This window comes from Marinobacter sp. ELB17 (assembly GCF_000169375.1).
GTDB lineage: Bacteria > Pseudomonadota > Gammaproteobacteria > Pseudomonadales > Oleiphilaceae > Marinobacter.
In genome coordinates this window covers 23,777-49,189 of record NZ_AAXY01000007.1, presented here as the reverse complement: position 1 = coordinate 49,189, position 25,413 = coordinate 23,777, and the positions used below count along the sequence as shown (strand labels likewise).

24 protein-coding genes and 1 tRNA gene are annotated in these 25,413 nt (G+C 56.6%); 10 read left to right on the top strand and 15 right to left on the bottom strand.

All coding sequences use genetic code 11. The features are described 5' to 3' along the window. Position 1: 1 nt before the first annotated feature. The 3 genes from MELB17_RS23795 to MELB17_RS10560 are packed head-to-tail and all read right to left on the bottom strand — an operon-like array spanning position 2 to position 2,742. On the bottom strand, positions 2-151 hold the full coding sequence (locus MELB17_RS23795; RefSeq protein WP_007350225.1) for a DUF2256 domain-containing protein: 150 nt from the start codon (positions 149-151) through the stop codon (positions 2-4). Beyond that, entirely contained in the window at positions 151-1,653 is a 1,503-nt protein-coding gene (locus tag MELB17_RS10565; protein WP_007350224.1) for a cryptochrome/deoxyribodipyrimidine photo-lyase family protein, read from the bottom strand. Before MELB17_RS10565 ends, MELB17_RS23795 begins: the two co-directional genes overlap by 1 nt. Positions 1,654-1,665: 12 nt before the next feature. Beyond that, on the bottom strand, positions 1,666-2,742 hold the full coding sequence (locus MELB17_RS10560; RefSeq protein ID WP_036184478.1) for a CaiB/BaiF CoA transferase family protein: 1,077 nt from the start codon (positions 2,740-2,742) through the stop codon (positions 1,666-1,668). 191 nt (positions 2,743-2,933) lie between these two features. Here MELB17_RS10560 and gmk point away from each other — a divergent pair, with 191 nt between their 5' ends. From gmk to MELB17_RS10540, 4 genes are all read left to right on the top strand, one after another. Beyond that, positions 2,934-3,578, top strand: a complete 645-nt coding sequence (gene gmk, locus MELB17_RS10555) for a guanylate kinase (protein ID WP_007350222.1) — start codon at positions 2,934-2,936, stop codon at positions 3,576-3,578. An 83-nt stretch (positions 3,579-3,661) separates the two neighbouring features. Then, positions 3,662-3,874 (top strand): DNA-directed RNA polymerase subunit omega, encoded by a 213-nt coding sequence (rpoZ, locus tag MELB17_RS10550; protein WP_026223933.1) that lies wholly within the window; start codon positions 3,662-3,664, stop codon positions 3,872-3,874. Positions 3,875-4,032: 158 nt separating this feature from the next. Continuing rightward, a complete protein-coding gene (locus tag MELB17_RS10545) occupies positions 4,033-6,156 on the top strand; it encodes a RelA/SpoT family protein (RefSeq protein WP_007350220.1) in 2,124 nt (707 codons plus the stop codon). A gap of 100 nt (positions 6,157-6,256) precedes the next feature. Then, positions 6,257-6,643 (top strand): Rid family detoxifying hydrolase, encoded by a 387-nt coding sequence (locus MELB17_RS10540; RefSeq protein WP_007350219.1) that lies wholly within the window; start codon positions 6,257-6,259, stop codon positions 6,641-6,643. Here the strand turns inward: MELB17_RS10540 and MELB17_RS10535 are convergent. Next, positions 6,640-7,518: an NAD-dependent epimerase/dehydratase family protein gene (locus MELB17_RS10535; RefSeq protein ID WP_007350218.1), complete on the bottom strand. Its 879-nt coding sequence runs from the start codon at positions 7,516-7,518 to the stop codon at positions 6,640-6,642. The two genes, MELB17_RS10540 and MELB17_RS10535, sit on opposite strands and share 4 nt — an antisense overlap. Positions 7,519-7,592: 74 nt before the next feature. On the opposite strand from MELB17_RS10535, the gene MELB17_RS10530 reads away from it, so the two are divergent. From MELB17_RS10530 to MELB17_RS10520, 3 genes are all read left to right on the top strand, one after another. Continuing rightward, positions 7,593-8,549 carry a hydrogen peroxide-inducible genes activator gene (locus MELB17_RS10530; RefSeq protein WP_007350217.1) on the top strand — a complete coding sequence of 319 codons (957 nt, stop codon included), beginning with the start codon at positions 7,593-7,595 and terminating at the stop codon, positions 8,547-8,549. A gap of 7 nt (positions 8,550-8,556) precedes the next feature. Then, the gene (recG, locus tag MELB17_RS10525) at positions 8,557-10,632 is read left to right on the top strand and encodes an ATP-dependent DNA helicase RecG (RefSeq protein ID WP_007350216.1); all 2,076 of its coding nucleotides are present in this window, start codon (positions 8,557-8,559) and stop codon (positions 10,630-10,632) included. Positions 10,633-10,722: 90 nt separating this feature from the next. Then, positions 10,723-12,087 (top strand): HDOD domain-containing protein, encoded by a 1,365-nt coding sequence (locus MELB17_RS10520; RefSeq protein WP_007350215.1) that lies wholly within the window; start codon positions 10,723-10,725, stop codon positions 12,085-12,087. A gap of 7 nt (positions 12,088-12,094) precedes the next feature. Here the strand turns inward: MELB17_RS10520 and MELB17_RS10515 are convergent, their stop codons facing one another. The 5 genes from MELB17_RS10515 to rpsU form a co-directional block, all read right to left on the bottom strand. After that, the gene (locus MELB17_RS10515) at positions 12,095-12,565 is read right to left on the bottom strand and encodes a DUF2489 domain-containing protein (RefSeq protein WP_007350214.1); all 471 of its coding nucleotides are present in this window, start codon (positions 12,563-12,565) and stop codon (positions 12,095-12,097) included. A gap of 68 nt (positions 12,566-12,633) precedes the next feature. Then, positions 12,634-12,710 (bottom strand) — tRNA-Ile (locus MELB17_RS10510). A gap of 97 nt (positions 12,711-12,807) precedes the next feature. Further along, positions 12,808-14,658: an RNA polymerase sigma factor RpoD gene (gene rpoD / locus MELB17_RS10505; RefSeq protein ID WP_007350213.1), complete on the bottom strand. Its 1,851-nt coding sequence runs from the start codon at positions 14,656-14,658 to the stop codon at positions 12,808-12,810. A gap of 107 nt (positions 14,659-14,765) precedes the next feature. Further along, a complete protein-coding gene (gene dnaG / locus MELB17_RS10500; RefSeq protein ID WP_007350212.1) occupies positions 14,766-16,502 on the bottom strand; it encodes a DNA primase in 1,737 nt (578 codons plus the stop codon). A 160-nt stretch (positions 16,503-16,662) separates the two neighbouring features. Then, complete coding sequence (rpsU, locus tag MELB17_RS10495; RefSeq protein WP_007350211.1) at positions 16,663-16,878, bottom strand: 30S ribosomal protein S21; 216 nt, start codon at positions 16,876-16,878, stop codon at positions 16,663-16,665. A gap of 243 nt (positions 16,879-17,121) precedes the next feature. Here rpsU and tsaD point away from each other — a divergent pair, with 243 nt between their 5' ends. Beyond that, positions 17,122-18,180, top strand: a complete 1,059-nt coding sequence (gene tsaD, locus MELB17_RS10490; RefSeq protein WP_007350210.1) for a tRNA (adenosine(37)-N6)-threonylcarbamoyltransferase complex transferase subunit TsaD — start codon at positions 17,122-17,124, stop codon at positions 18,178-18,180. Positions 18,181-18,231: 51 nt separating this feature from the next. On the opposite strand, the gene plsY is transcribed toward tsaD, so the two are convergent. Continuing rightward, positions 18,232-18,825 carry a glycerol-3-phosphate 1-O-acyltransferase PlsY gene (plsY, locus tag MELB17_RS10485; RefSeq protein ID WP_007350209.1) on the bottom strand — a complete coding sequence of 198 codons (594 nt, stop codon included), beginning with the start codon at positions 18,823-18,825 and terminating at the stop codon, positions 18,232-18,234. 140 nt (positions 18,826-18,965) lie between these two features. Here plsY and folB point away from each other — a divergent pair, with 140 nt between their 5' ends. Both folB and folK (MELB17_RS10475) read left to right on the top strand, forming a co-directional pair. Further along, the gene (gene folB / locus MELB17_RS10480; RefSeq protein WP_036184433.1) at positions 18,966-19,325 is read left to right on the top strand and encodes a dihydroneopterin aldolase; all 360 of its coding nucleotides are present in this window, start codon (positions 18,966-18,968) and stop codon (positions 19,323-19,325) included. Then, on the top strand, positions 19,322-19,870 hold the full coding sequence (gene folK / locus MELB17_RS10475; protein ID WP_007350207.1) for a 2-amino-4-hydroxy-6-hydroxymethyldihydropteridine diphosphokinase: 549 nt from the start codon (positions 19,322-19,324) through the stop codon (positions 19,868-19,870). The genes folB and folK (MELB17_RS10475) overlap by 4 nt, the downstream gene beginning before the upstream one ends. Here folK (MELB17_RS10475) and pgi read toward each other — a convergent pair. From pgi to pcnB, 5 genes are all read right to left on the bottom strand, one after another. Beyond that, entirely contained in the window at positions 19,823-21,490 is a 1,668-nt protein-coding gene (pgi, locus tag MELB17_RS10470) for a glucose-6-phosphate isomerase (protein ID WP_050774924.1), read from the bottom strand. The two genes, folK (MELB17_RS10475) and pgi, sit on opposite strands and share 48 nt — an antisense overlap. A 73-nt stretch (positions 21,491-21,563) precedes the next feature. Continuing rightward, positions 21,564-22,412, bottom strand: a complete 849-nt coding sequence (panC, locus tag MELB17_RS10465; protein WP_007350205.1) for a pantoate--beta-alanine ligase — start codon at positions 22,410-22,412, stop codon at positions 21,564-21,566. Further along, entirely contained in the window at positions 22,409-23,203 is a 795-nt protein-coding gene (panB, locus tag MELB17_RS10460) for a 3-methyl-2-oxobutanoate hydroxymethyltransferase (RefSeq protein ID WP_007350204.1), read from the bottom strand. The genes panC and panB overlap by 4 nt, the downstream gene beginning before the upstream one ends. A 115-nt stretch (positions 23,204-23,318) precedes the next feature. Further along, positions 23,319-23,822: a 2-amino-4-hydroxy-6-hydroxymethyldihydropteridine diphosphokinase gene (folK, locus tag MELB17_RS10455; RefSeq protein WP_007350203.1), complete on the bottom strand. Its 504-nt coding sequence runs from the start codon at positions 23,820-23,822 to the stop codon at positions 23,319-23,321. Then, positions 23,822-25,186 carry a polynucleotide adenylyltransferase PcnB gene (gene pcnB / locus MELB17_RS10450; protein ID WP_007350202.1) on the bottom strand — a complete coding sequence of 455 codons (1,365 nt, stop codon included), beginning with the start codon at positions 25,184-25,186 and terminating at the stop codon, positions 23,822-23,824. The genes folK (MELB17_RS10455) and pcnB overlap by 1 nt, the downstream gene beginning before the upstream one ends. Positions 25,187-25,413: the final 227 nt, after the last annotated feature.

Below are 25,413 nucleotides of genomic sequence, written 5' to 3'. Positions count from 1 at the left end.
GTTAACCGGTTTTTCCCCGATTACGATTGCGCCGGCAGCGCTCTGAGCAGTGCACCACTTCGTCCCAGCAGTTTTGCCACTTTTTACGCCAGTTGAAAGGGCGCCCGCAGGTGGGGCAGGTTTTTTGCGGCAAAGGTTTTTTGGCGGCCATTAGCGTCTTCTTTGATGCAAGTTGTTACTGCCGGGGGCGTTCACGTGGCGTTGTAATACGCGCCCGGCTTCCTGTTTTACGTCCGGCCGGCTGCGCCAATCCCAAAGGCGATCACGCGCTGCTGCGTAAGCAGGCGCAAGCTCGAACAAGGGTGCCGGGTAATGCTGGCTAATCTGTAAATCAAACATCTGTTCTTCCATCGGCGTCAGTAACCACGGCTGATGCAATAATGTGTCTGGAAGCTCTGCCAACTCCGGCACCCACTGGCGAATAAACGTGCCCTGTGGGTCTTGCTCTTGGGACTGCAGCACCGGGTTATAAATCCGGATGGTGTTGATGCCCGTGAGCCCAGCCTGCATTTGGAACTGCGAATAATGAATACCCGGTTCGTAATCCAGAAACAGCCGCGCCAGGTGGTGCACGCCCCGTTGCCAGTCAATATTCAGTAAATGGCACAGAAAACTCACCAGCATGGCGCGCATGCGAAAGTTGATGTAGCCGGTGGCTTGCAGGCAGCGCATACAGGCGTCTACCAGCGGGTAGCCGGTGCGACCGTCTTGCCAAGCTGCCAGGTCGGCGTTTACGCCGTCGTCTGTGCGGTAGGGGTAGGTCAGGTAGCCGCGATTCACCGGCCGCTGCTCCATAGCGCATTCGCTTTCAAATTTTTGAATGAAATGGCAGTGCCAGTGCAAGCGCGAGGCAAAGGCCCGCAGTGAGCGGTCCCAGCCGGCCTTTTGTCGGTTGGCGCGATACTGCTGATAGGCCTGGCGCAGGCTGATATTGCCAAAAGCCAGGTAGGGTGAAAGCCGCGAACAAAAGGTGCGGCTCGCGATGGGGCTAGACACAGAGCCACTGTAGAAGCGGCCCCGAGCATTGAAAAAGCTTTCCATCCACTGGTTTGCGGCGAGCTCTCCGCCCGTTTGAAACTGCGAGTTGGCTTGCTGCCATTCGCTGGGCGGTTGCCAGTCGGGCAGGGCTGTTGGGCGTATAACACGAAGCTGCCTCAGGTCAGCGTTTTGCTGCGGTGCGCCCATGACCTGCTGCCAGTGGCGGTCCCAGCCATCGCGATTAAATACCCCCCGAATCACGGCATTTGTGGTAAATTCCTGCCAGTTTACATCCTGCTGCTGGCACCAGTGTGCGACCTGTTGGTCACGTTCGAAGGTGCTGGCATCGCCGGTTTCTTCATGGCTGAACAGCGTGTGAAGGCTGTAGCGCTGTTGCAGTCGGGTCAGGGATTCAATGCATTCACCGTGTACCAAGGCAACGCCAGCCTCACATCCGGCTCGGTTGAGCTGAAGGTTCATGTCGCTGATCGATTTCATGATAAAGCGCCAGTGGCGCAAGCTCAGGTGCGGGTTCTGTCGCTGAGAGGGCTCTACCATATACAACAACATCACGGGCAGCCCCGCATGGCAGGCGGCTTGCAAAGGTGCGTGGTCCGCTAGCCTGAGATCGCGTTTGAACCAGACTGCATTGATGAAATTTTGCTCTGGGTGCATGGCGCTCTGTCACTAGTGTGGGTCCACTTCTGTTACGAATCGGATCGGGCTGCCGATCTGTTTCTGCATAACGCCATCCCCGCGGTCAACATCACGCACCAGGCCACGGGCTTTTATTTGCGGGTGATTTGCGGCCTCTGCAATGCTTAGCACCGGTTCCACGCAGGCGTCCTGGGTTTGGAAAAGCGTTTGCCAGTGGCCCAGGGTGTGTTCGGAAATTTTGGCCCCAAGCGCGTTTTTCAGCGTTTGCTGATCCTCGGCTTTCGGGCTCTGTGCCAACTCTGCCAGTTTGGGCAACTCGAGGGTGTCGAGCAGGCGCTTTGAAAACTGAGGCTCCAGGCTGCCAATCGATAGCCAGCGGTTGTCGCTGGTCTGGTAATAGTCATAGAAGCTGCCACCGTTAAGTAGCGCCTGTTCCGGCTTCTGATCGGTGCCGCCGGCGATGGCTGCGGCGCCAGCCATCGCGTTCAGCGCAAACGCAGCATCGGTCATGCTGATATCAATAAATACGCCCCGTCCGGTTTGCTGGCGCTGAATAACGGCCGCCAGTATGCCCATTACGGCGTGGTGGGAGCCGCCTGCAATATCGGCAATTTGAATGCCCATGGGTGGCGGCCCGCCGGCTTTGCGGCCGCAATGGCTGGCAACGCCTGACAGCGAAAGATAATTGATGTCGTGGCCAGCGCGATTTCTGTAAGGCCCGGTTTGGCCGTAGCCGGTAATGGCGCAGTAAATAAGACCGGGGTTGATCGCGCGCAAGGTTTCATAATCGAGCCCGAGGCGGTTCATCACACCGGGCCGGAACTGCTCCACCACAATGTCGTAATCGGCAACCAGTGTTTTTACCAAGGCCACCGCAGACGGATCTTTCAGGTTTAGCTTCAACGACTTTTTACCGCGGTTTAACAGGGAATACCCGGTGGCCAGATCGCCGTCGAAGGGCGGCATGGTGCGAACCAAATCAACGCGATCCGGGGCTTGAATCGTTAGTACCTCTGCGCCAAGATCGGCGAGCATCATGGTGGCGAAGGGCCCCGGTAGCAGTGTACTTAAATCCAGAACTTTCAGAGAATTGAGTGGCTTTGTCATGGTGTTTCCTTTTGGTGCAGATTTTTGCTGTGCCATGGCAGGGTCTCCGCACGGTGACGGCAAGATGGGTCGGTTGCGCCAATGGTAGCAGTTGGGCTGCACTAGGGTGCGGAGCCAGGTCAAACGCCGTATAATTTCCGCCTTAACGGTTCTGTTTGCGAGCCGCCATTCCAGATTGGGGAGTTTTTTGCATGAGTCATGCCGGAGAGCAGGGCACCCTGTTTATTATTTCTGCCCCCTCCGGGGCCGGTAAAACCAGCCTTGTGGCGCAGATGCTGAAGCACGATGCAAAGCTTGGGGTGTCGGTATCACACGCTACTCGCGCAATGCGCAGCGGTGAACAGGATGGCGTGAACTACCATTTTGTCAGCCGTAGCGAATTCGAGCTTATGATTGGTCGCGGCGATTTCCTGGAACACGCCGACGTGTTCGGCAACTATTACGGTACATCGCAGGCATGGGTGCGCCAGGCTCTGATGGCGGGCCGTGATGTCGTGCTGGAAATTGACTGGCAGGGAGCCCAACAGGTTCGGCGTTTGCAACCCGATTGTGTGAGTGTGTTTATTGTGCCGCCATCTGCCGAAACGCTGCGGGAGCGCCTGATTGGCCGTGGTACTGACAGCGCGGACGTGGTTGAGCGGCGTTTGGCGGAGGCTGAAGATGAGTGTAGCCACGCCGTCGAGTTTGACTATCTTGTTGTTAATGACGATTTCGGCCATGCCCTGGCGGATTTGCTGGCCATTGTTCGCGGCCAGCGTTTGCGTATGAACGTGCAACAGCAGCGTCATGCTGCGCTTTTGGCCGGGCTTTGCAATCATCGCGGGCTGCACGGGTAAGGGCTTTTACGGTATACAAATTGATCGCCTGGCAGTACACTGGCTGGTGTGCAAAATTAGTCATTCTATTTGTCGGGGAAATCATGGCACGAGTTACCGTTGAAGATTGTCTTGAACACGTTGATAACCGCTTTCAGCTGGTGATGCTGGCTACCAAGCGCGCGCGCCAGATTGCCACCAAAGGTGCGGAGCCCATGGTGCCGCCAGAAAACGACAAGCCGACTGTTATTGCGCTGCGTGAAATCGCTGCGGGTTTGGTCAGCCGTTCGTTGCTGACCGAAGACTTAGACGATTAGTAATAAGGCATTGAAATCTGTCCACACGGTTTTATAGTGTCACTATAGCAGCGTGCTTTAAGGACTATGGAAGGACCCGAATGCATGCATTCGGGTTTTTTTGTTTCCGGGGTTCATAAATAGGTGAGGGCGCGGTGTCATCAGAAGCAGCGGTAGACATGTTAACCAGAGAGCTGAGCAGCTATCTGGACACCAATCGCATCAATCAGGTGCGCCGAGCGTATTACTTTGCGGAACAGGCCCACGAAGGGCAAATGCGCAAGAGTGGTGATCGTTACATAAGCCATCCCTTGGCAGTCGCCCGCATTCTTGCTGAAATGCGGCTGGATCATCAAAGCCTGATGGCCGCCATGCTGCACGATGTGATTGAAGACACCGGCATACCCAAAGATGCGCTCGCTGACCAGTTCGGTGAGGATGTCGCCGAGCTGGTGGATGGCGTCAGTAAGCTGACCCAGATTGAATTTCGCACCCGCGCCGAAGCCCAAGCCGAAAACTTCCAGAAAATGACGCTGGCCATGGCCCGCGATATTCGCGTGATTCTGGTAAAACTGGCGGACCGCCTGCACAACATGCGCACCTTGGGCCCTATGCCCTATGAAAAGCGTAAACGCATCGCTACTGAAACATTGGACATTTACGCACCCATCGCCAATCGCCTGGGCATGCATAGCATTTCGACGGAGCTGGAAGACCTTGGGTTCTCGACGATGTATCCCATGCGTTCGAAGTTCATTTCCAAAGCGGTGACCAAGCTGCGCGGCAGCCATCGGGAAATCATCGATGAAATTCGTGGCCGCCTGCACGAAAAGCTGGAAGAGCGGGGCATGCCCGGCCGGATTTTAGGGCGCGAAAAACACTTGAACAGCATTTATAACAAGATGAAGTTCAAGCAGAAATCATTCCATGAAATCATGGATGTATACGCGTTCCGCATCATTACCGACAACGAAGACGATTGTTATCGAATCCTGGGTGCCGTGCACAGCTTGTATAAGCCCATGCCCGGGCGTTTCAAAGACTATATTGCCATGCCCAAGGTGAACGGCTATCAGTCGCTGCACACCACCTTGTTTGGTATGCACGTGAATATCGAAGTTCAGATTCGCACGGAAGAAATGGAGAACATTGCCAACAACGGTATTGCCGCTCATTGGCTGTACAAGAATGAGCCGTCTAACGGCACCAGCGTGAACCAGGCCCGGGTAGACCGCTGGGTGAAAGGCCTGATGGAAATGCGCGAGCGCGCTGATGACTCGCTAGAGTTTATTGAAAGCGTTAAAGAAGACCTGTTTCCTGACGAAATTTACGTGTTTACGCCGCGCGGAAAAATTATGGAACTGCCCGGCGGTGCCACGCCGGTGGATTTTGCCTATGCCATCCATACCGATATTGGCAATGCCACTGTGGCTTGCCGCATCAACCGCAACCTGGGCTCGCTAAGCCAGCCTCTGCAAAGCGGGCAAACGGTGGAAATCATTACCGCGCCCGGCGCCAGGCCGAACTCCGCCTGGCTCAACTTTGTGGTAACCGGTAAGGCTCGTGGCAGTATTCGCCATGTGGTTAAAAGCGATAAGCATACTGAGTCTCTGGAACTGGGGCATACGCTGCTCAAGCGTTCTCTGAAGGGCTTTAATACGCGTCTGGGTGACATTACAGAGGCTCAGAAACAGCGGGTTGTGGCTCACAATCAGGTTAACAGCTTCGAGGATCTGATTAGCGAGATTGGCCTCGGTAACCGCATGGCGTTTCTGGTGGCGCGCCAGTTGGTGGTGGGCGCGCCCGAGGCCGAGGGTGAAGCCCCGGCGGCTGGCGCGATTGAGGAGAGTGGGCGCCAGGGCCCGGTAACCATTTGCGGCTCAGACGGCCTGCTGCTGAAATTTGCCAGCTGCTGCAAGCCCATTCCTGGTGACCCGATTGTGGGCACCATGGATTCGGGTAACGGCATGGTGATTCACTCGGATACCTGCTCACATCTGCCAGACGACGAGCAGGGTAGGGCCATGCTGACCGATCTGAAATGGGCCAAGGATATTACCGATCAGTTTTCAGTAGAGTTGCGGGTGGAAATGGAGCGGCAGCGTGGCATTATTGCGGAAATGGCCAGCGCAGTAGCGATGGCCGACGGCAATATTGAACGCATTAACGTGGAAGATCAAAACGCCCGTTTTGGCGTTGTCAGCCTGGTGGTGCACGTGACCGGCCGGCACCATCTGGCGCGGGTAATGCGACGGGTACGCAATATCCGGGCGGTTACCCACATCAGCCGGGTTCGCTACTAAAGGCACCCAGGTCTCTGCTATCGTAGGTTTGTCAGATTTGACACCCGGCGTTATGGCGGGTGAGGATTTTTATTTATTAACAACAGGGATATAAATAACCATGACCAACAAATCGATTATTGAAACCGAAAATGCACCGCAGGCAATAGGGCCTTATTCTCAGGCTGTGAAGGCTGGCGATACCGTGTACATTTCTGGTCAGATTCCGCTGGTGCCAGAAACCATGGAACTGGTACAGGGCGATTTTGCGGCAAACGCCCGTCAGGTATTCGACAACCTGAAGGCGGTTTGTGTTGCATCCGGCGGCTCATTGCAGGACATCGTCAAGTTGAACATTTATATGATCGATCTGGCCAATTTCGCGGTTGTGAACGAAATCATGGCCACCTACTTCCAAAAGCCTTACCCGGCTCGCGCAGCGATGGCCGTTGCTGCGCTACCCAAAGGCGTACCCATCGAAATGGAAGCGGTGATGGTGCTGACCTAAGCGCCCTTGCGTTGATCGATCAGTTCACGGTATCCGGCGCGGAAGTCCGGATACCGGAATTCAAAGCCGGTTTTCAACAGACGCCGGTTACTGCACAGTTTGCTGCCCACCCGGCCACCACTGCGAGCGTCCCCGGCTGGCTCTTCGCAATCGGTATGTTGGCGAACCCATCGCACCACTTGATCCAGTCGTACCGGCTCGCAGTCGCTGGCCAGATAGCAGGATTGCAGGGTTTCACCGGCCGCCGCCATGGTGCTTAAATGCACGATAGCCCGAATGGCGTCTTGTTCGTGAATTCGGTTGCTGTAATTTGAATGGTCCGGAGGATTCAGTCGCCCATCCATCACCGCTTGCAGAAAACTCTGGCGTGACGGGCCATAAATGCCGCTGAACCGGACCACTGTGGCGGGAATACGGCTGGCCAAGGCCGTCTGCTCTCCCAGCAACACCTGCCGGCCGCTGAAACCGCCCGGCTGTGTAGCACTTTCCTCATCTACCCAACCGTTATCGTCTTGCCCGTAAACTCCGGTGCTGCTAATAAAGAACAGTCGGTTTGGTGTCTGGCCCTGTAATTCATAGAGCAGATTTTCCAGGCCTTCCACATAGGCTGCGTGGTAGCCCTGCGCGGTATAATCCGACGGCGTCAGGCAATAAATAACCTGATCCAGCCGTGGCGGCAGTGTGTTTTTCAGGGTTGCGGGCAGGGTTAAATCCGCAGCTACCGGCGTAACACCTTGGGGTAGTTGATCCGTTCTGCGACGCAGGCCGAACACGTTGGCTCCGGATTGCAGTAGCAGGGTCGCAATGGCGCCCCCCAGATTGCCGCACCCTGCCAGCAAAATTCGTTGGTTTTTCAGGCTTTCAGCGATTGCCATAGACAATATCAATCCTTATGCTTTGAACCATAGATAAATCAGACACCGAACGCTGTTCAGCACTGGAGCCCGCCATGACTCTTACCGAGTTACGATACGTTGTTACGCTTGCCCGTGAAAGGCATTTTGGCCGCGCCGCGGAGCGTTGTCACGTTAGTCAGCCCACCCTCAGTGTGGCGGTACGAAAGCTTGAAGAAGAGTTGGGTATCCCATTGTTTGAGCGCAGTAAAAGCAACATTCGGGTCACCGAAAGCGGGCTGCGCATTGTTGAGCAGGCGCAGCGGGTACTGGACCAGGTGGGTGTGATTAAAGACCTGGCGCAGGATGGCAAAAACCAGCTTAGCTCTCCGCTAAAGGTCGGGGCCATTTACACCATAGGTCCCTACCTGTTTCCGCATTTACTGCCGGAGCTGCGGCGCGCGGCGCCAGATATGTCGTTGTATATAGAGGAAAACTACACCGCGAGTCTGCGCCAGAAACTGCGCCATTCAGAACTGGACGCCATCATTGTGGCGCTGCCGTTTGAGGAAGCCGAAGTGGTTACCCTGCCGCTTTATGACGAACCCTTTGTGGTGCTACTGCCGGCAGATCATCCGCTGACCGCCTGCAATGAAATTACCGCGGAGCAGTTGGCGCAAGAGCAGCTTCTGCTGTTGGGGCCGGGGCACTGCTTCCGCGACCAAGTGCTGGAGTCCTTCCCGCCTTTGGTTGCAACCGTTACCCGGCGCAGGGAAGGCAGTGGCCCCGCGCTGGTGACCGAAGGCAGCTCGCTGGAAACCATTCGCCATATGGTAGCCTCGGGCTTGGGTGTGACCGTTGTGCCGCTGTCAGCGGCCACCGGCATGCGCTATCACGAAGGTGTGCTGGCGGTACGGCCATTTGCTGCACCCGTGCCATTTCGGACCGTAGCTCTGGCTTGGAGGGTGACTTTCCCGCGGCCCAAAGCCATTGACGTGCTGTCGCTGGCGGCGAGCCAGTGCCGGGTTGTGGCAAAGGCAAGTGCCGCCAAGCCAGCAGCGGCTAAGGGCTAGGCCGGCCATGACGGCACTGGACGATATACCGGTCACTCAGCTGAAGGGCGTGGGCAACGCGCTTGCAGAAAAGCTGGGCAAGCTGGGTATCGCCTCGCTTCAGGATTTGCTGTTTCACTTGCCTCACCGTTATGAAGATCGCACCCGCATCACAGCCATGGGCAGCCTGCGCATCGGCGACGTGGCGGTGGTGGAAGGTGAGGTCATGAAAACCGACATTGTGATGGGCAGGCGCCGCAGCTTGCAGGTTACCCTCAAAGACCACAGCGGCTTTGTCAGTCTGCGCTTTTTTCATTTTAACGCGGCCCAGAAGAACCAGTTTGCCGAAGGCACCCAGGTGCGCTGTTTTGGCGAAGTGCGGGCGGGCCGTTCCGGCTACGAACTGTATCACCCCGAATACCAGACCAATCCGACGCCTATGGCGGATGAAGGCAGCGCCACATTAACTCCGGTATACCCACTTACCGAGGGTATTCAGCAGCCCCGGGTGCGGGCCTTGTGCCAGCAGGCGGTGGCGTATTTGAAGCGTTACCCCATTTACGATTGGCTGCCGCCCTGGGTACTGGTGGACTATCAGTTACCGGCCATCACCGCCGCGGTAGAACTGGTGCATTCACCACCCGCTAGCGCTTCGGTGGCGCAATTGCTGGAAGGACGCCATCCAGCCCAGCAGCGGTTGGTGATGGAAGAACTGCTGGCGCACCAGCTAAGTCTGTTGCAAGTGCGCGAACAGATTCAGACGCGCCAGGCGCTGCCGTTGCTGCCGCAGGGCGATTTAAGCGAGCGCTTTCTAGAGTCTTTGCCATTTCGCCTAACCGGCGCTCAACGCCAGGTGCTTCAGGAAATCCGCCAGGACCTTACCCAGCCCCTACCCATGCTGCGTTTGGTGCAAGGAGATGTGGGCTCTGGCAAAACCGTGGTCGCGGCGCTGGCGGCCTTGCAGGCCATTGCGGCGGGCACTCAAGTGGCATTGATGGCACCCACCGAAATTCTGGCGGAACAGCACTACCAGAATTTTTGCGCCTGGCTTGCGCCGCTGGGTATCCAGCTCACGTGGCTGTCGGGCAAAGTGAAAGGCAAGGCGCGCCAGCAAGCCCTGGAGGCGCTTTCAAGCGGTGCCGCCGGCATTGCTATTGGCACCCACGCGCTGTTCCAGAACGATGTGGCATTTGACCGTTTGGCTCTGGTGATTATTGACGAGCAGCACCGCTTTGGTGTGCATCAACGTCTGGCATTACGGGAAAAAGGCGCCGCCGGCGAGCTGGCGCCCCACCAGCTGATTATGACTGCCACGCCCATTCCGCGTACATTGGCCATGAGCGCTTACGCCGACCTGGACACATCGGTCATTGACGAGCTGCCTCCAGGGCGCAAACCTATCGAAACGATTGTTGTGCCCGACGGTCGCCGTGACGATGTGGTAGAGCGGGTACGCAATGCCTGTCAGGCCGGGCGACAGGCTTATTGGGTGTGCACACTGATTGAAGAATCCGAGGTGTTACAGTGTCAGGCGGCAGAAGTAAGTGCGACCGAGCTCGCCGAACGCCTGCCAAACCTGCGCATCGGATTGGTTCACGGGCGATTGAAAAGTCAGGAAAAAGCCGAGGTTATGGCGCAATTCAAGAGCGGTGCGTTAGACCTTCTAGTGGCCACCACCGTCATAGAGGTGGGGGTGGATGTGCCCAACGCGTCGCTGATCATTATTGAAAATCCTGAACGCCTGGGTCTGGCCCAGTTGCACCAGTTGCGGGGCCGTGTAGGGCGTGGCGAACAAGCCAGTTACTGCGTGCTGATGTACCACCCACCGCTATCGCTGAACGGTAAAGCGCGGCTGCAGGCCTTGCGCGACAGCCAAGACGGTTTTGTGATTGCGGAAAAAGACCTTGAAATTCGTGGTCCCGGTGAGGTTTTGGGTACTCGCCAGACCGGCATGATGCAGTTCAGGCTGGCTGATTTCGAGCGCGATCAGCACTGGATTGAAGTGGTTCGTGAAATAGCTCCGCGACTCATGGGCAATAAAACCGCGGTGCAGGGCCTGGTGCGGCGCTGGTTGGGTGAAAAAACCCGCTACGGTGAAGTCTAAACCTCATCTGCATTTGATGAAGGGCTACGTTGTTATCCTCAGGTGGGCTACTGTTATAACTGAAGAATGATCAACACGAGGTTATGCCCAATGGAAGTTCCGGCCACGGTTCGCCAGGCTCTTGGCGAATGCGCAACCAGCATTGCATTGCGGGATGTCGATAAAGCCGACCCGGATCAACTGCTGCGAATGGTGTTGCTTAGCGACGGCTGCCACAAGCTTCAGGTAATTTACCGCAGCTGTGACTTGCTGGACCTTGAAACGCTGAACACACAGCTGCGCCATAGTTACACACTGCTGCCGGCTGCCGAACAGCAAAGGCTGTGCGGCCGGCTGGGGCTGTCTGAGCTGCCTGCGCTGCCGGCTTTGACTGGCTGGCGCACGGTTATCGATTCGGCGGTAGATGCGGGCTCTGCAGTGGCCCTGATGTTGCAAGATCCTCACTTGGCCATGGTTATGCCTGCAAATGATTTTATGAATCTGTGCGGTGAGGCCGGTCGCCTGAACTGCGCAGTTGCTGTAGCGCCCCTGGCCGAGGCTGTAGCAGACCACGGAAATGATCGCGAGCAGGTCCATTTTGCCATCAAGCGCTTTACCAGTTTGCGGATACGCCAACGCCTGGAAGACACGCTGGAGCTACCTCCGCTTCCGGAAACGGCCCGCCGTATTATTCGCCTGCGCACAGATCCCAATTCTGTCATGGCTGATCTGGTAGACATCGTGGAGATCGACCCCAGCCTTGCAGCGCAAGTCATCAGCTGGGCATCGTCGTCATTTTACGCGGCTCCCGGCCGGGTAAACTCGGTGCACGATGCCATATCCCGTGTGTTGGGATTTGATATGGTGATGAACCTGGCAATGGGGCTATCGCTGGGCCGGGTGCTGCGCCCGCCGGCACGCGGCATTCGCGGCTACGTGGATTACTGGCAGCAGGCCGCTTGGCTGGCTAACGGTGCCGGGCTGCTTGCCAGCCTGATAACCGGCGCCGGGCGCCCTGTTTTCGGTTTGGCTTATCTGGCTGGCTTGCTGCACAATTTCGGCACTCTGGTGCTGGCTCATGTGTTCCCGCCCCATTTTAGCCTGCTTTGCCGCGCGCAGGAGGTAAATCCGGGCCTGGACTCGTCCGTCGTCGAGCGCCACTTGCTGGGTATTACCGGCGGGCAGATTGCAGCACAACTGATGGAAAACTGGAGTATGCCGGAGGAGGTAACCAGTGCCATTCGTCAGCACAAAAATCCTACCGTTGCGGGCGAGCATCAAGTTTATAGCCAAGTGCTCTGGCTGGCACGGCAGCTGCTGACTGAGCGCGGAATAGGGTCGGGAGTGGGTGAGCCCATCACCCCCGGAATATACCGACAGCTAGGGCTGGATGCGAAGCGGGTGCACGAGCGTTTTGACCAGCTGGTTGCTAATCGCGATAACGTGCTGGAGATGGCCAGCATGTTAACGCGTTGACGCCCAACTAGCTCACACCCTCGCTGAATACATGCACCCGAATGGCAGTGGCTGCGCGGCGAATTTCGTCGGCGTGGCCATGTTCAATGGCATAGCGTTCTTTGTCCATCTTATTGACAAACTTCGGCTCAGTTTCCAGCCGGGCCTGATGGGTAGGCATGTGTTGTAACTTGTCGTGCACCTGCTGAAAAACGGCAAACGGCGATTTTTGCAGCAGCGTTGGCTCCACATGATCCAGCAGGCCTTTGATGCGCAAGCAGGCCTCAGAATACTCAACCTGATCCGCTTCTACCGCCTGTGCCAAGATACGGATACTTTCAATCATGGATTCCCGCCGCTTGCGCGCGAACTCGCGCGCCTTTTCGCTACGTCGCTGATCAGCGCTTGATGCATCGCGTTGGCGGTATATAAACAGTGCCAGAAGGACAATAGCGCCCAAGCCAAATGCAATTAACAGCCATTCTTGCCAGCTTTCCATGGAATGCTCCGTGTTGACGATATGTTTGCGGGCTTTGCAGGTACTTCGAAATTTGACAGATATACGGGTGGTGGGCCTTGCTGGACTTGAACCAGCGACCAATCGATTATGAGTCGACTGCTCTAACCAACTGAGCTAAAGGCCCGTAACGCGGGGTATTCCGATGCTTTTGTTTGCGAAGTACAAACAAAAGCGAGCGCCATTATAGCGATGAGAGCAGGCGCTCGCCAGTGTTGTGACGCTTAAGTGTTGCCTTGATCGTCGATAAAGCCGCGCAAATGGTCCGAACGCGATGGATGGCGCAGTTTACGCAGGGCTTTGGCTTCAATTTGACGAATCCGCTCGCGGGTAACATCAAATTGTTTGCCGACCTCTTCCAACGTGTGGTCGGTGTTCATTTCGATACCAAAGCGCATGCGCAGTACTTTTGATTCGCGGGCGGTTAAGCCGGCCAATACCGAGCGAGTGGCTTCGCGCAGGCCTTCGGCGGTAGCGGAATCAACCGGCGACAAGGCTTGGATGTCTTCAATGAAATCGCCCAGATGGCTGTCTTCGTCGTCGCCAATCGGGGTTTCCATGGAGATCGGCTCTTTAGCGATTTTCAGCACTTTGCGAATCTTGTCTTCCGGCATTTCCATGCGCTCGCCCAGCTCTTCCGGCGTGGGCTCGCGGCCCATTTCCTGCAACATCTGGCGCGAAATGCGGTTCAGCTTGTTGATGGTTTCAATCATGTGCACCGGAATACGGATGGTGCGGGCCTGATCCGCGATGGAGCGAGTAATGGCCTGGCGAATCCACCAAGTAGCGTAGGTTGAGAACTTGTAGCCCCGGCGATATTCAAACTTGTCGACTGCTTTCATCAGGCCGATGTTGCCTTCCTGAATCAGGTCGAGAAATTGAAGGCCGCGGTTGGTGTATTTTTTTGCAATGGAAATCACCAGGCGCAGGTTCGCCTCTACCATTTCTTTCTTGGCGCGGCGGGCTTTGGCTTCGCCAATGGACACCCGGCGGTTGATTTCCTTGATGTCGACAACGTCTAAAGCTACTTCCAACTGTACGTTTTTAATGCGCTTTTGTAAGCGCACGATTTCGTCCAGGCGCTCGGAAATCGCAGAAGCATAGGGCTTCTTGCTGCGAGCAATTTTTTCAGCCCAGTCTAAGTTGATCTCGTTGCCGGGGAACGACTTGATAAATTCTTTACGATCCATCTTACTTTCGCGAATGCAGATGCGCATGATGGTGCGCTCATTCTGACGGATCATGTCGTTGGTGGAACGAACAACGTTTACGAGTCCATCAAACGCTTTGTTGCCTAGTTTGAACGGGGCAAACACCGCGCCCAGCTCGTTCAGGGCTTTTTGGGTGCGCTTGTCGCTGCGGCCGTGCTGTTCCAAGAGCTCATCGGCGACTGCCAGTTTTTCTTTTAGCAGGCCAAAGCGCAGGCGGGTCTCTTCGGGATCTGGACCGCTCTCAGTTTCTTCTTCTTCGGCATCATCTGCATCGTCGTCGCTGTCTGATTCTTCGGCGCTGGCAGGCGCCGCCGGGGCAGGCTCTTCTGGCATGAACGGCTCAGCGTCGTCCGGATCAAGAAAGCCGGCAACAATATCGCTCAACCGGCCTTCATTCTCGACAATGCGATCGTAGCCTTGGATTACGGTGCCGGTGGTGCCGGGAAAGTGCGCAACCGCCGCCATCACGTCGCGAATGCCTTCTTCGATACGCTTGGCGATAACAATTTCGCCTTCGCGGGTCAGCAGTTCAACGGTACCCATCTCGCGCATGTACATTCTCACCGGGTCGGTGGTGCGCCCGGCGTCGGATTCTACTGCGGCCAGAGCCGCTGCGGCTTCGGCAGTCGCCGCTTCATCGGCGGTTGAATCACCATCAGTCATAATCAACGTGTCAGCGTCTGGTGCAACTTCAGATACCTGAATGCCCATGTCGTTGATCATGCGAATGATGTCTTCGACCTGGTCCGGGTCAGCGATGTCTTCCGGAAGGTGATCGTTCACCTCGGCGTAAGTCAGGTAACCTTGTTCCTTGCCTCGCGCGATGAGGTCTTTTAAACGTGATTTTTGCGAATTGCCCGACATAGACACCCTGTAAGCCCGCTAAAGTAAATAAATATTAAGCAACCAGTATAGCTGCCGACCTAATGCTCTGCCACCGAATGGTTAGATGGTGACCAGTGCTTAAATTTTCAAGTCCCGTTGTTCTTTGTGCCACTGCTCAATGTACGTAATTCACTGCGTTCTTCGGGGCTCAGGTTGACAAAATTCCGCAGTAACGCGGCCAGTCTTTGCTGCCGCGATGCTTCTTCGTCTGGGCTGAGGAGCTCCCGTGCCGCTTCCAACGTATGTTCGCGGGCGGGTATATGCTCAATGCCGTCAAACAAATGAAAAAAACGGTCCCTTGCTTGAACGTCCGTAGCCAGGGCGCTGATCAGTGCCGGCTGATTGGCAAGTTTGCGTTCCAGAATCCAGCTGGCGAACGCCGCCGCCTGAATAAATTGCCGTGAGCCACGAGCGGCTTCGGCCACTTCGGCGGCCAGATCCGGCGCTTCAGTCAAAGCCAGACACAGCAAGCTGTCTTTGCTCAGTTTTACGTCAATCCGCTGTTCTTGTATTCGTTCCCGCTGCCAGCCTTTGTTGCCGCCCCGTTCCTGCCAGGGTTTTTTCTGCCATTGGTCGCGGCCGTTGCAAAGGCGCAACATTTCATGCCACATGGCGTCGCGCAGCGTGCACTTGGGCATCTTGTTGAGCATGGGCTCGGCGCGGGCGCGCAATTCTCCGCGGTGTTCGGGCAACTGCAAGTCCAGGCCGTCGCTCTGTCGATCGAACAGATAGCGTGACAGCGGTATAGCCGCTTCAATCCGTTTGCTGAAGGCTTCGGCGCCTTCTTTACGAATCAGGGTGTCCGGGTCTTCGCCTTGGGGCATCATCAGAAATTGCAGATGCAGACCGTCGGCCATCAGTTCCAGTGCGTTTTCCAGCGCGCGATCTGCCGCGTGATAACCCGCTGTGTCGCCATCAAAACAGAACACAATGTGGCGTACCTGGCGCATTAAGGCGCTCAGATTGTCCTGATTGGTGGCGGTACCCAATGTGGCCACGGCAAACTTAATGCCATGCTGGGCTAGGGCGATGACGTCCATGTAGCCTTCAACAACCAACAACTTGTCCAGCTGTTTCAGGTTTTGCCGCGCCTCATATAGGCCGTATATTTCACGGCTCTTATGAAAAACGTCAGACTCCGGCGAGTTGATGTATTTGGCTTTGTCGTCACCCAGAGTGCGCCCGCCAAATGCGATGGTTTTGCCGCGGGTGTTGCGGATTGGAAACATCACCCGGTTGCGAAACAGATCTCTGGGCCGGCCATATTGGTCGGATACCGTTTTGGTTTCCAGCAGCGGTTCTTTAAAGCTGGTGCCCGCAGCGTCGCATAATGCTGTGCCGCCGGCGGGGGCAAATCCCAGCTGATACTGCTGGATAATGGCCGGATCCAGCCCGCGTTGCTGCAGGTAGTCGCGGGCAAAAGCACCGGCTTCGCTGCTCAGCGCCTGCTGATAAAAAAGGCTGGCGAAATCCAGTGCCTCTGTCAGCGTGCGAGTTTGCTGCATTTCCTGTTTGGCAGCCTGATCGTAGGGCACTTCCATTCCGGCTCTGCGCGCCAGATCTTCAACTGCTTCGGTAAAACCCAGGCCTTCGAATTCCCTTAAAAAACTGATCGCGTCGCCGTGTGCGCCGCATCCGAAGCAGTGGTAAAAGCCTTTGTCTGGCCGCACATTGAACGACGGTGTTTTTTCATCGTGAAACGGGCAGCAAGCTTTGTAATTTGCACCGGCTTTTTTCAGGGTAACGCGAGAGCCAATCAGCTCGGCCAGATCGATCCGGTCTAGCAGATCTTCAACAAACCGTTGCGGGATCAGTCCGCTCATTCGGGCTCCGAGTGTGGCCTTAGACGGGGCCGTAATAGCAGGATAGACAATAGACAAAAATGCCGCCGAAGCCAGGCCTCGGCGGCATTTTTAAATCGCTTTGAGCGGCCTGTAGCCGTTCAGGCGATTAATTTTTGCAGTCAAGCGGCGTTGCTAAAACTTAGTACAAACGCTCAAACTTGCGCTGTTCACGCTGAAGCTTCTTGAGGTGACGCTTAACGGCAGCAGCAGCTTTACGTTTACGAACAGAAGTCGGCTTCTCGTAGTGCTCACGACGGCGCACTTCGGAAAGGACGCCTGCTTTTTCGCAGGAACGCTTGAAGCGACGTAGGGCTACGTCAAACGGCTCATTCTCTTTCAGTTTAACAGCTGGCATTCGAAAATCACCTACCTGGGTATATTCGGTTCTATGGGTTCCGCTGGGCTTGCCCTGAGCGGTTCTAACACTGGCAAGAATGATTAAAGCTCGACCAGTGCGTAATTTAGGGCGGCAACTATATCCCCTGGGTAGGGCTTAGGTCAATGTCTGTTCTGTAAAACTGCAGGTGCGCCTCGGGTTTCTGCTAAAATGCTTCACCTCTGCATTATTTTGCTTCTTTTACTTTAATGGCTAATAACTATGCTGATTTTAGGTATTGAGACGTCTTGTGACGAAACCGGCGTGGCACTCTACCACACCGAGCGTGGTTTGCTGGCCCATGCGTTGTTCAGTCAGGTAGCGATACACGCTGACTACGGCGGGGTGGTGCCCGAGCTGGCCTCCCGCGACCACGTTCGCAAACTGTTGCCATTGATCGAGCAAATTCTGGCCGAGGCAGGGCTTGCACGTGCAGACATCGAAGGCATTGCTTACACCGCAGGTCCCGGCCTTGCGGGCGCGTTAATGGTGGGCGGCGCTGTGGCTCACGCTTTGGGTTTCAGTATGGGCATTCCAGTATTGGGCGTGCATCATATGGAAGGGCATTTGCTGGCGCCAATGCTTGAACAGAATCCACCGGCTTTTCCTTTTGTTGCGTTGCTAGTGTCTGGTGGCCATACCCAGCTGGTGCAGGTCAGCGGTATCGGCGAGTACATTCTTTTGGGTGAGTCGGTTGACGACGCCGCCGGAGAAGCGTTCGACAAAACCGCCAAAATGCTGGGACTGGATTACCCGGGTGGGCCCAGAGTTGCGGCATTGGCTGAAAAAGGGCAGGCCGGGCGTTATCGCTTTCCGCGGCCGATGACAGACCGCCCGGGGCTTGACTTCAGCTTCAGCGGGTTGAAAACCTTTACTCTGAATACCGTTAATGCCGCGCGCGCGGCGGGTGATTTGGGCGATCAGACCCGTGCTGACATTGCCCTGGCATTCGAATCTGCGGTGGTGGACACCTTGGCGATCAAATGTAAGCGCGCGTTACAGCTCACCGGGTGCAAACGCTTGGTGATCGCCGGTGGCGTCAGCGCCAACACGCGGCTTCGGGCCGGCCTTGAGGCGATGACGGCGAAACTTGGCGCCTCGGTGTTTTACGCTCGGCCGGAGTTCTGTACCGATAACGGAGCGATGATTGCCTACGCCGGGGCCCAGCGCTTGCGGGCAGGGCAGCAAGATGGTGATCGCATTGCGGCGGTGCCGCGCTGGCCGCTGGAGTCTTTGCCACCCTTGAGTCAGCCTTGCAATGATGGCTTGGCGGGTGCTTGATGGCTGGATTCTGGAATGCAGGCAACACTGGTAAGTTGAAGGCAGCGCCGACTAGAAGCGGGTTTCGCGTCCCTGCGCCATTCGAATCAGGTTATTGCGGTGGCGAACTAGCACCAGTAACGCCAGTAGGCTGAACACCGGCAGAGTGTGGGGTTGAAGCATCGCGCTGAGCAAAGGCCCGCTGAGCACTGCTGCCAAGGACGCCATCGCCGAGATGCGCCAGCGCCACATGACCAAAAGCCATATTGCGGCCATTAGTAATGTGGTTGTGTGTGCCAGTGCCAGGCCGGCACCGAGAGCCGTAGCGACGCCTTTGCCGCCCTTGAAGCGATAGAACACCGGGATCATATGGCCGGTGACTGCACACAGGGCGACCGCCGCCTGAATGGTTGTTGATAGCCCCCATTGTTGCGCCGCCCATACTGGCAGCCAGCCTTTGCCTGCATCCAGCATCAGCGTTAGCGCTGCTGGCGGCCAGCCTCCGCTGCGAAATACGTTGGTAGCGCCCGGATTGGTGGAGCCCTGAACGCGTGGGTCTGGCAGCTTACAGGCACGGCTGACGGGTATGGCGAACAGCACCGAGCCGCCAAGATAAGCTGCGGCACACAGCAGTACCGTTAAAAAAGGGGCACTGGCAAATGTCATAGAGATGTGTCCTGGCTGGCGCAGACGGCTTGAGTCAAACTGTGCGAACATAGTCAAATTTGTCGAGCCTGGTAGCTAACCTTAGCTGCGCTGTCGGGCCGATTCAATCCGAAAAAAGTACAGCATCATCTGGAGTGCCTGTGGCAGATCGTGTGTTTATTGAAGGCTTGGAGGTCGAAACCGTTGTAGGGGTATACGACTGGGAGCGGAACATCACCCAGCGCCTGGTGGTAGACCTGGACATGGATTGGGACAATCGCGTGCCCGGCGCGTCTGATGACGTCAAGGACGCGCTGGACTACGCCGCGGTGAGTGACTGCGTGATCCGCTGTCTGCAGGCGTTGCAACCTAAATTGCTTGAGCACGCCGCAGAGGTACTGGCGGCCGAGTTGCAACGGGCGTTTGGTATCGAGTTTTTGCGGCTGAGCATTCGCAAGCCCGGCGCCGTCCCGGCAGCCTCTGCGGTGGGCGTCAGCATCGAGCGTGGGCGCCGCCTGTGAGCACTCCGGTGCTGGTGGGTATCGGTAGCAACCAAAATCGCGAAGCCTGTTTGCAGGCCGCGTTAGATGCCTTGGCCGACTGGTTTGGCGAGCTGGCTTTGTCGCCGGTGTATGAAAGCCCGGCGGTGGGTTTTGACGGTTCCCCGTTTTTGAATATGGTTGCGGGATTCAATACCGCTATGCCGCTGGCAGAGTTGTCGCGCCGCTTTAAGAAGCTGGAGGCCGATCATGGCCGGGTTCGGGGCAGCACCCGCTTCGCAGCGCGAACGCTGGATATCGACATTCTGACTTACGGCGATCAGGTAGGGGTGTTTTGCGGTGTGGAATTACCACGTGCCGAAATATTGGTGAACGCGTTTGTGCTTAAGCCCTTAGCGGATGTGGCCGGGTCTCGTTTGCACCCCCAGTGCGGACAAAGTTATCAGGATTTATGGCAGTTACACCGCGCTGGCCCACCTTTGCATAAGATCAACTTCAGCTGGCGCGGCCGTATAATTTCAAGCGCCGTTGGCTGCGCGAAAGCGAGCGATCAGGGCATCGGTTGAGCTGTCGCTATTACCCTCGTTTGCCGGTGCTGGCTGGCCTAGCAGGCGCGGCAGAATGTTTTGTCCCAGCTGCTTGCCCAGCTCTACCCCCCACTGATCGAACGAATCCAAGTCCCAGATAACACCCTGTACAAAGGTGCGATGTTCGTACAAGGCCATCATTGCGCCGAGTGTACAAGGCGTAAGCTGCTGCATCACCAGAGTGTTGCTGGGTTGGTTTCCAGGTACCACTTTGTGCGAGGCCAGGCGGTCGACGTCTTGCGCTGACCGGCCTTCGGCAATCAGTTCGCGCCGGGCTTGTTCCAGAGTTTTTCCGGCCATCATGGCTTGGGACTGGCTCAGGCAGTTGGCGAACAGATCGGCGTGATGATTCGCAATGGGGTTATGGCTGACCAGCGGAATAATGAAGTCTGCCGGAATCAGCCGGGTACCCTGGTGAATCAGCTGATGGTAGGCGTGCTGTCCGTTGGCGCCGAGCCCGCCCCAGATGATGGGGCCGGTATGGTAGGTGACCGCAACGCCCGCGCGAGTCACGCGCTTGCCGTTGCTTTCCATGTCCAACTGCTGAAGGTGATCTGGCAGGCTGCGTAAATATTGGTCATAGGGCAAAATGGCGTGGCTGCAAGCACCCCACAAATTGTTGTACCAGACACCCAACATGGCCATCACCACAGGCATATTCTGCGCCAATGGCGCTTGCATGAAATGTTCGTCCATGGCCTCGGCACCCGCCAGCAATTGGCGAAAATTGTCCATGCCAATGCTCAGGGCAACCGGTAAACCAATGGCCGACCACAGCGAATAGCGCCCACCGACCCATTCCCACATCGGGAACAGGCTGTCTGCTTCGATACCGAAGGCTTGAGCGGCGTCGACGTTAGCGGATACTGCCGCAAAGTGGCGCGCAACGGCGTCTGTTTGCGGGCAGTGCTGAACCAGCCATTCACGGGCTACTTTGGCGTTTTCCAGGGTTTCGGGGGTTTTGAATGATTTTGACTGCACCAGAAACAGCGTGGTGTGCGGACTTATCTGGCGCAAAATCTCGCAGATTTCAGTGCCGTCAATATTGGCTGCGTAATGGCAGCGTATGCCGCCGTGGTGATAAGGCGTTAGCGCCTCTGTCGCCAATTTTGGCCCCAGGAAAGAGCCACCAATGCCAATGCTGACCACGTCGGTAAAACGCTCGCCCGTGCAACCGCGGCGTTCACCGCCGGTGACAGCGTTAACAAACTGCTGCATTTGTTCCAGCGTGGCGTGAACTTCCTCTATCACGTTCTTGCCGTTCACCTGAATAGTCTGACCTGCACTTGCCCGCAAAGCGGTATGAAGCGCGGGCCTATTTTCAGTGTTGTTCACCGGCTCGCCGGCATACAGTGCCTGGCGGCGGGAGGCCAGTTGGCACTCTTCGGCCAGAGCCATCAGATCGGCGAGGGCGCCATCATCAAGGCGGTTTTTGGAGAAGTCCAGGGTCAGGCCAGCCGCTTCAAGCAAATAGCGTGATGCCCGTTGGCTGTCCTCGGCGAACAGCTGTGCCATGGGCTTCGTGGTTAGCCGCTGTTGATGGTGCAACAATGCTTGCCAGGCTTTAGTGGCGGCGGGTGTTGATGCATGGCCTTGCATGATGGCGTCCTTCGCAAAATGGCCGGCGCTTGGGTCGCCGGGCACAGAGTCTTCCGTAACAGGGCGGAGCCGGTCAGCGGACCAGTGAAATATTGTCGATGAGCCGGGTAGTGCCCAGAAACACTGCGGCCAGAATGGCGAGCTCGCGATCATCGGCGGTTGCTGGCTTCAGGGTCTGGCTGTTAACAATGTTAACGTAGTCGGGTCGCAAACCCGCATTCAGCAGTTCTGTTTTCGCGTGTTCAGACAGGCGTGCAAAGTGGGTGTCACCAGATTGCAGGTCTTTTGCAATGGTCTGAAGAATCTTGTACAGAGCCGGTGCAAGTGCCCGGTCTTCAATGCTGAGATAGCCATTACGGGAACTTTTTGCCAAGCCGTCGCCGTCGCGCATGATGGCGACGCCAATAATTTCGACCGGCAGCATCAGGTCGCGCACTAGCTTGCGAATAATCGTTAACTGCTGCAGGTCTTTTTCGCCAAACAGAGCAAAATCCGGTTGCACCATGTTTAGCAACATAGTGACAACGGTGGCCACGCCGTCAAAGTGGCCAGGCCGGCTGGCACCGCAGTGGCCTTCGCTGATATCAGACACCATCACTTTAGTCTGATGAGCCAGACCAGCCGGATAAATGTCCGCGGTGGAAGGCGTAAACAGCAGCGTGTTACCGGCTCCCGCCAGCATGCTCTGGTCTTCCATCAGGGTGCGGGGGTAGCTGTCGAGATCTTCGCTGGCACCAAACTGCATGGGGTTCACAAAAATGCTGGTTATCACGATGTCTGCGGCTTCTGCGGCTTTGCGAACCAAGGACAGGTGACCTTCGTGCAAGTTGCCCATCGTGGGCACCAGCGCGATGGTTTTACCTTGCTGACGCCAGCCGCGCACCATGGCGCGCAGCTCTTTAATGGTGTTGACAGTTCTCATGCTTTGAACGTGTGCTCCTCTGCGGGGAATGTACGCTCGCTAACGGCTTTGGCGTAGGCTGCCAGGGCGTTGGCAACAGAGCCATTTTCAGCCAGAAAGTCTTTCACAAAGCGCGGTTTGCGGCCAGGGGTCATGCCAAGCATGTCGTGTACCACCAGCACTTGGCCGTCGGTGTCGGCGCCGGCGCCAATACCGATCACCGGTGCCTTGACGGCTTTTGCAATGCGTGCAGCCAGAGCGGCGGGCACGCATTCCAACAGAATAACATCGGCGCCGGCGGCTTCCAGCTCGCAGGCGTGTTCAACCATCAGGTCTGCTGCCTTTCCGTCTCGCCCTTGGACTTTATAGCCGCCGAACTTGTTGACGAATTGCGGTGTCAGGCCTAAGTGCGCGCACACTGGAACGCCGCGTTCGCTGAGCGCCTGAATGGTATCTCGCATCCAGCCGGTGCCTTCCAGTTTGACCATGTGGGCGCCGGCACGCATCAGCTTTGCCGCGTTTTCCAGCGCGGCTTCGGTTGTGCCGTAGCTCATAAATGGCATGTCGGCCATCACCAGCGAGCCGCGATTGCCTTTGGCGACGCAGCTGACGTGGTACACCATTTGATCCATGGTGACAGGCAAGGTGCTGTCGTTGCCTTGCAGTACCATACCAAGCGAGTCTCCAATCAGAATGACGTCTACGCCGGCTTCGCTGACCAGCTGGGCAAAGGTGGCATCGTAGGAGGTCAGCGCGGAAAATGCTTCGCCGCGCTGTTTGTATTCCCGCAGTGTGTTGATGGTAACGGCCATAAATTCCTCGCCTTTGCGATGGTTGGTCTAAATACCGGCTATGCCGGGTGTCCACAATTGAATCTGCTGCTGAAGCAGTATCGTTCCAACCCTAACACTAGCAAATTTCGGGCGTTTAGGAGTGATCGTTTCTAGCGACTGGGGGCAGTTTGCGTAATTGGTTATCAGGGCACTGCTGGCGCAGCAGTGCTAATGTGGTGCCGTCGGGTAGGGTCAGTTTCGGGTTTAAGTCCAGCAGGGGTTGCAGGGCAAAGTCCCGCTGCGACAGTTGTGCGTGGGGTACTGTCAGGCGGTCATCGTTTAGCGTTTGCTGGCCGAACAGCAGCACGTCTACGTCCAGCGTGCGTGGCCCCCAGTGTTGCAGGCGCTCGCGGCCGTGGGCCTGTTCAATATTCTGCAAATGGTTTAACAATACGTGAGGCTTCAGGCTGGTATTCAGCCATGCCGCACCGTTGACATAATCTGGCTGGCCCTGAGGGCCCACCGGTTTGCTGGCATAAAATGGAGATTGAGCAACCAGCGTAGTATTCGGCAACGCTGCCAGTTCTGCAATGGCGCGACCCAGCTGCGCAGCCGGGTCTGCCAGGTTGCTACCCAGGCCAACGAATACGTCGGTCATCATGAATCCTGCGGCGGCCGCTTAACCGGTTTACGCCGGCGCTTGCGAGGTTTGGCTTCACCGCTGTCAAGATCTGTAATCATGCGTTCCTGGGCGCGTTCGTCCAGGCGCTGAAACTGTGTCCACCACTGGCCCAGACCGGGCTCAATCTCGCCGGCGCTCTCACGCACCAATAAGAAATCGTAGGCGGCGCGAAAACGCGGATGCCCTAAGGTGATCAGTGCGCGTTTGCCCTGGCGCCGTGGCAGGCGCATCTGCAGTTCCCAGATTTCCTTCATGGGCCCAGAAAAGCGCTTGGGGATAGACGTTGCCTGTACCTGGCGGCCAATCACCTTGGAGATTGCACCGTGCAGAGCCGGCTGTACCGGATCGCCGTTGTCTTGGCGTCGGCGCCATTCGGCTTGCAGTGCAGGCCATAGCATAGCGGCGAACAGGAAATACGGGGTGACTGACTTGCCTTGGGCTATGCGTGCGTCAGTGTTGCGCAGCGCTTGGCGAATTAGCTCGTCGGGTTCACCGGCTGCCAGCGCGCTTGCGGTGTCGGGAAAGAGCGGCGCTAGCAAATCGTAGTGGCGCAGCTTGTCAAAGGTTGCTTCGCCATAACCGGCGGAAAAAAGCTTTAGCACTTCGTCAAACAGTCGCGCCGCGGGAATGTGGGTCAGCAGCGGTGCCAGCTCGCGAATGGGGGCCTCGGTGGCCGGCTCGATGGCAAAATCGAGTTTGGCAGCGAAACGAATGGCGCGCAGCATGCGCACAGGATCTTCTCGGTAACGGGTTTCCGGGTCACCAATCAATCGCATCTGACGGTTGTTCAGGTCATCAATGCCATTTGCGAAGTCAATAACACTGAAATCGCGGATGCAGTAGTAAAGGGCATTGATGGTGAAATCCCGGCGCAGCGCATCCTCTTCGAGGTTACCGTAGACATTGTCGCGCAGCAGTTGCCCGTGTTCGCTGGTTTTGCGATCGTCATCGTCATCGTCGGCGGGATTGGCATTGCCGCGGAAGGTTGTCACTTCGATGACTTCGCGGCCGAAGACCACGTGCACAATACGAAACCTGCGCCCTATCAGGCGCGAGTTGCGAAACAGTTCGTGCACTTCTTCCGGCGTTGCATCGGTCGCAATGTCGAAATCTTTGGGTTGGCCACTGAGCAGTATGTCGCGCACGCCGCCACCCACCAGGTAGGCTTCGTAGCCTGCTTTGTTGAGGCGATGCAATACTTTTTTGGCGGGCTCACTGATGGCCGTGCGGGAAACACTGTGCTGGTCCCGTGAAATGTCCCTCCGCTGATAGCCAAGGGGTTTTTCCCGGGAGCTGCCGGGCATGAACGAGCGCAGTTTGTCGACGAGTCTTTTAGGCATTGAAATCCGTTGCGGCCATAGCGGCGATGAGCAAAAACAAAGAGTTTAACGGTTTGCGCCGCTTTTGCACACGTTTGCTGTGGATTGCTATGGTTTGCCCATGCCCGAGCATTCACCTGGGCCCATAAATTAAAGGGCGGATTCGCTTACACGAACCCGCCCACTAAAATTTGACGATCTAAATTATTTTTATTATTGCCGGGATTCTTCTTACTTATTGTGTCCCA

Excerpts from the sequence above, each read along its gene's own strand:
- MELB17_RS23795 (WP_007350225.1), bottom strand. The coding sequence starts at position 151 with ATGGCCGCCAAAAAACCTTTGCCGCAAAAAACCTGCCCCACCTGCGGG.
- MELB17_RS10565 (WP_007350224.1), bottom strand. The coding sequence starts at position 1,653 with ATGCACCCAGAGCAAAATTTCATCAATGCAGTCTGGTTCAAACGCGAT.
- MELB17_RS10560 (WP_036184478.1), bottom strand. The coding sequence starts at position 2,742 with ATGACAAAGCCACTCAATTCTCTGAAAGTTCTGGATTTAAGTACACTG.
- gmk (WP_007350222.1), top strand. The coding sequence starts at position 2,934 with ATGAGTCATGCCGGAGAGCAGGGCACCCTGTTTATTATTTCTGCCCCC.
- rpoZ (WP_026223933.1), top strand. The coding sequence starts at position 3,662 with ATGGCACGAGTTACCGTTGAAGATTGTCTTGAACACGTTGATAACCGC.
- MELB17_RS10545 (WP_007350220.1), top strand. The coding sequence starts at position 4,033 with ATGTTAACCAGAGAGCTGAGCAGCTATCTGGACACCAATCGCATCAAT.
- MELB17_RS10540 (WP_007350219.1), top strand. The coding sequence starts at position 6,257 with ATGACCAACAAATCGATTATTGAAACCGAAAATGCACCGCAGGCAATA.
- MELB17_RS10535 (WP_007350218.1), bottom strand. The coding sequence starts at position 7,518 with ATGGCAATCGCTGAAAGCCTGAAAAACCAACGAATTTTGCTGGCAGGG.
- MELB17_RS10530 (WP_007350217.1), top strand. The coding sequence starts at position 7,593 with ATGACTCTTACCGAGTTACGATACGTTGTTACGCTTGCCCGTGAAAGG.
- recG (WP_007350216.1), top strand. The coding sequence starts at position 8,557 with ATGACGGCACTGGACGATATACCGGTCACTCAGCTGAAGGGCGTGGGC.
- MELB17_RS10520 (WP_007350215.1), top strand. The coding sequence starts at position 10,723 with ATGGAAGTTCCGGCCACGGTTCGCCAGGCTCTTGGCGAATGCGCAACC.
- MELB17_RS10515 (WP_007350214.1), bottom strand. The coding sequence starts at position 12,565 with ATGGAAAGCTGGCAAGAATGGCTGTTAATTGCATTTGGCTTGGGCGCT.
- rpoD (WP_007350213.1), bottom strand. The coding sequence starts at position 14,658 with ATGTCGGGCAATTCGCAAAAATCACGTTTAAAAGACCTCATCGCGCGA.
- dnaG (WP_007350212.1), bottom strand. The coding sequence starts at position 16,502 with ATGAGCGGACTGATCCCGCAACGGTTTGTTGAAGATCTGCTAGACCGG.
- rpsU (WP_007350211.1), bottom strand. The coding sequence starts at position 16,878 with ATGCCAGCTGTTAAACTGAAAGAGAATGAGCCGTTTGACGTAGCCCTA.
- tsaD (WP_007350210.1), top strand. The coding sequence starts at position 17,122 with ATGCTGATTTTAGGTATTGAGACGTCTTGTGACGAAACCGGCGTGGCA.
- plsY (WP_007350209.1), bottom strand. The coding sequence starts at position 18,825 with ATGACATTTGCCAGTGCCCCTTTTTTAACGGTACTGCTGTGTGCCGCA.
- pgi (WP_050774924.1), bottom strand. The coding sequence starts at position 21,490 with ATGCAAGGCCATGCATCAACACCCGCCGCCACTAAAGCCTGGCAAGCA.
- panC (WP_007350205.1), bottom strand. The coding sequence starts at position 22,412 with ATGAGAACTGTCAACACCATTAAAGAGCTGCGCGCCATGGTGCGCGGC.
- panB (WP_007350204.1), bottom strand. The coding sequence starts at position 23,203 with ATGGCCGTTACCATCAACACACTGCGGGAATACAAACAGCGCGGCGAA.
- folK (WP_007350203.1), bottom strand. The coding sequence starts at position 23,822 with ATGACCGACGTATTCGTTGGCCTGGGTAGCAACCTGGCAGACCCGGCT.
- pcnB (WP_007350202.1), bottom strand. The coding sequence starts at position 25,186 with ATGCCTAAAAGACTCGTCGACAAACTGCGCTCGTTCATGCCCGGCAGC.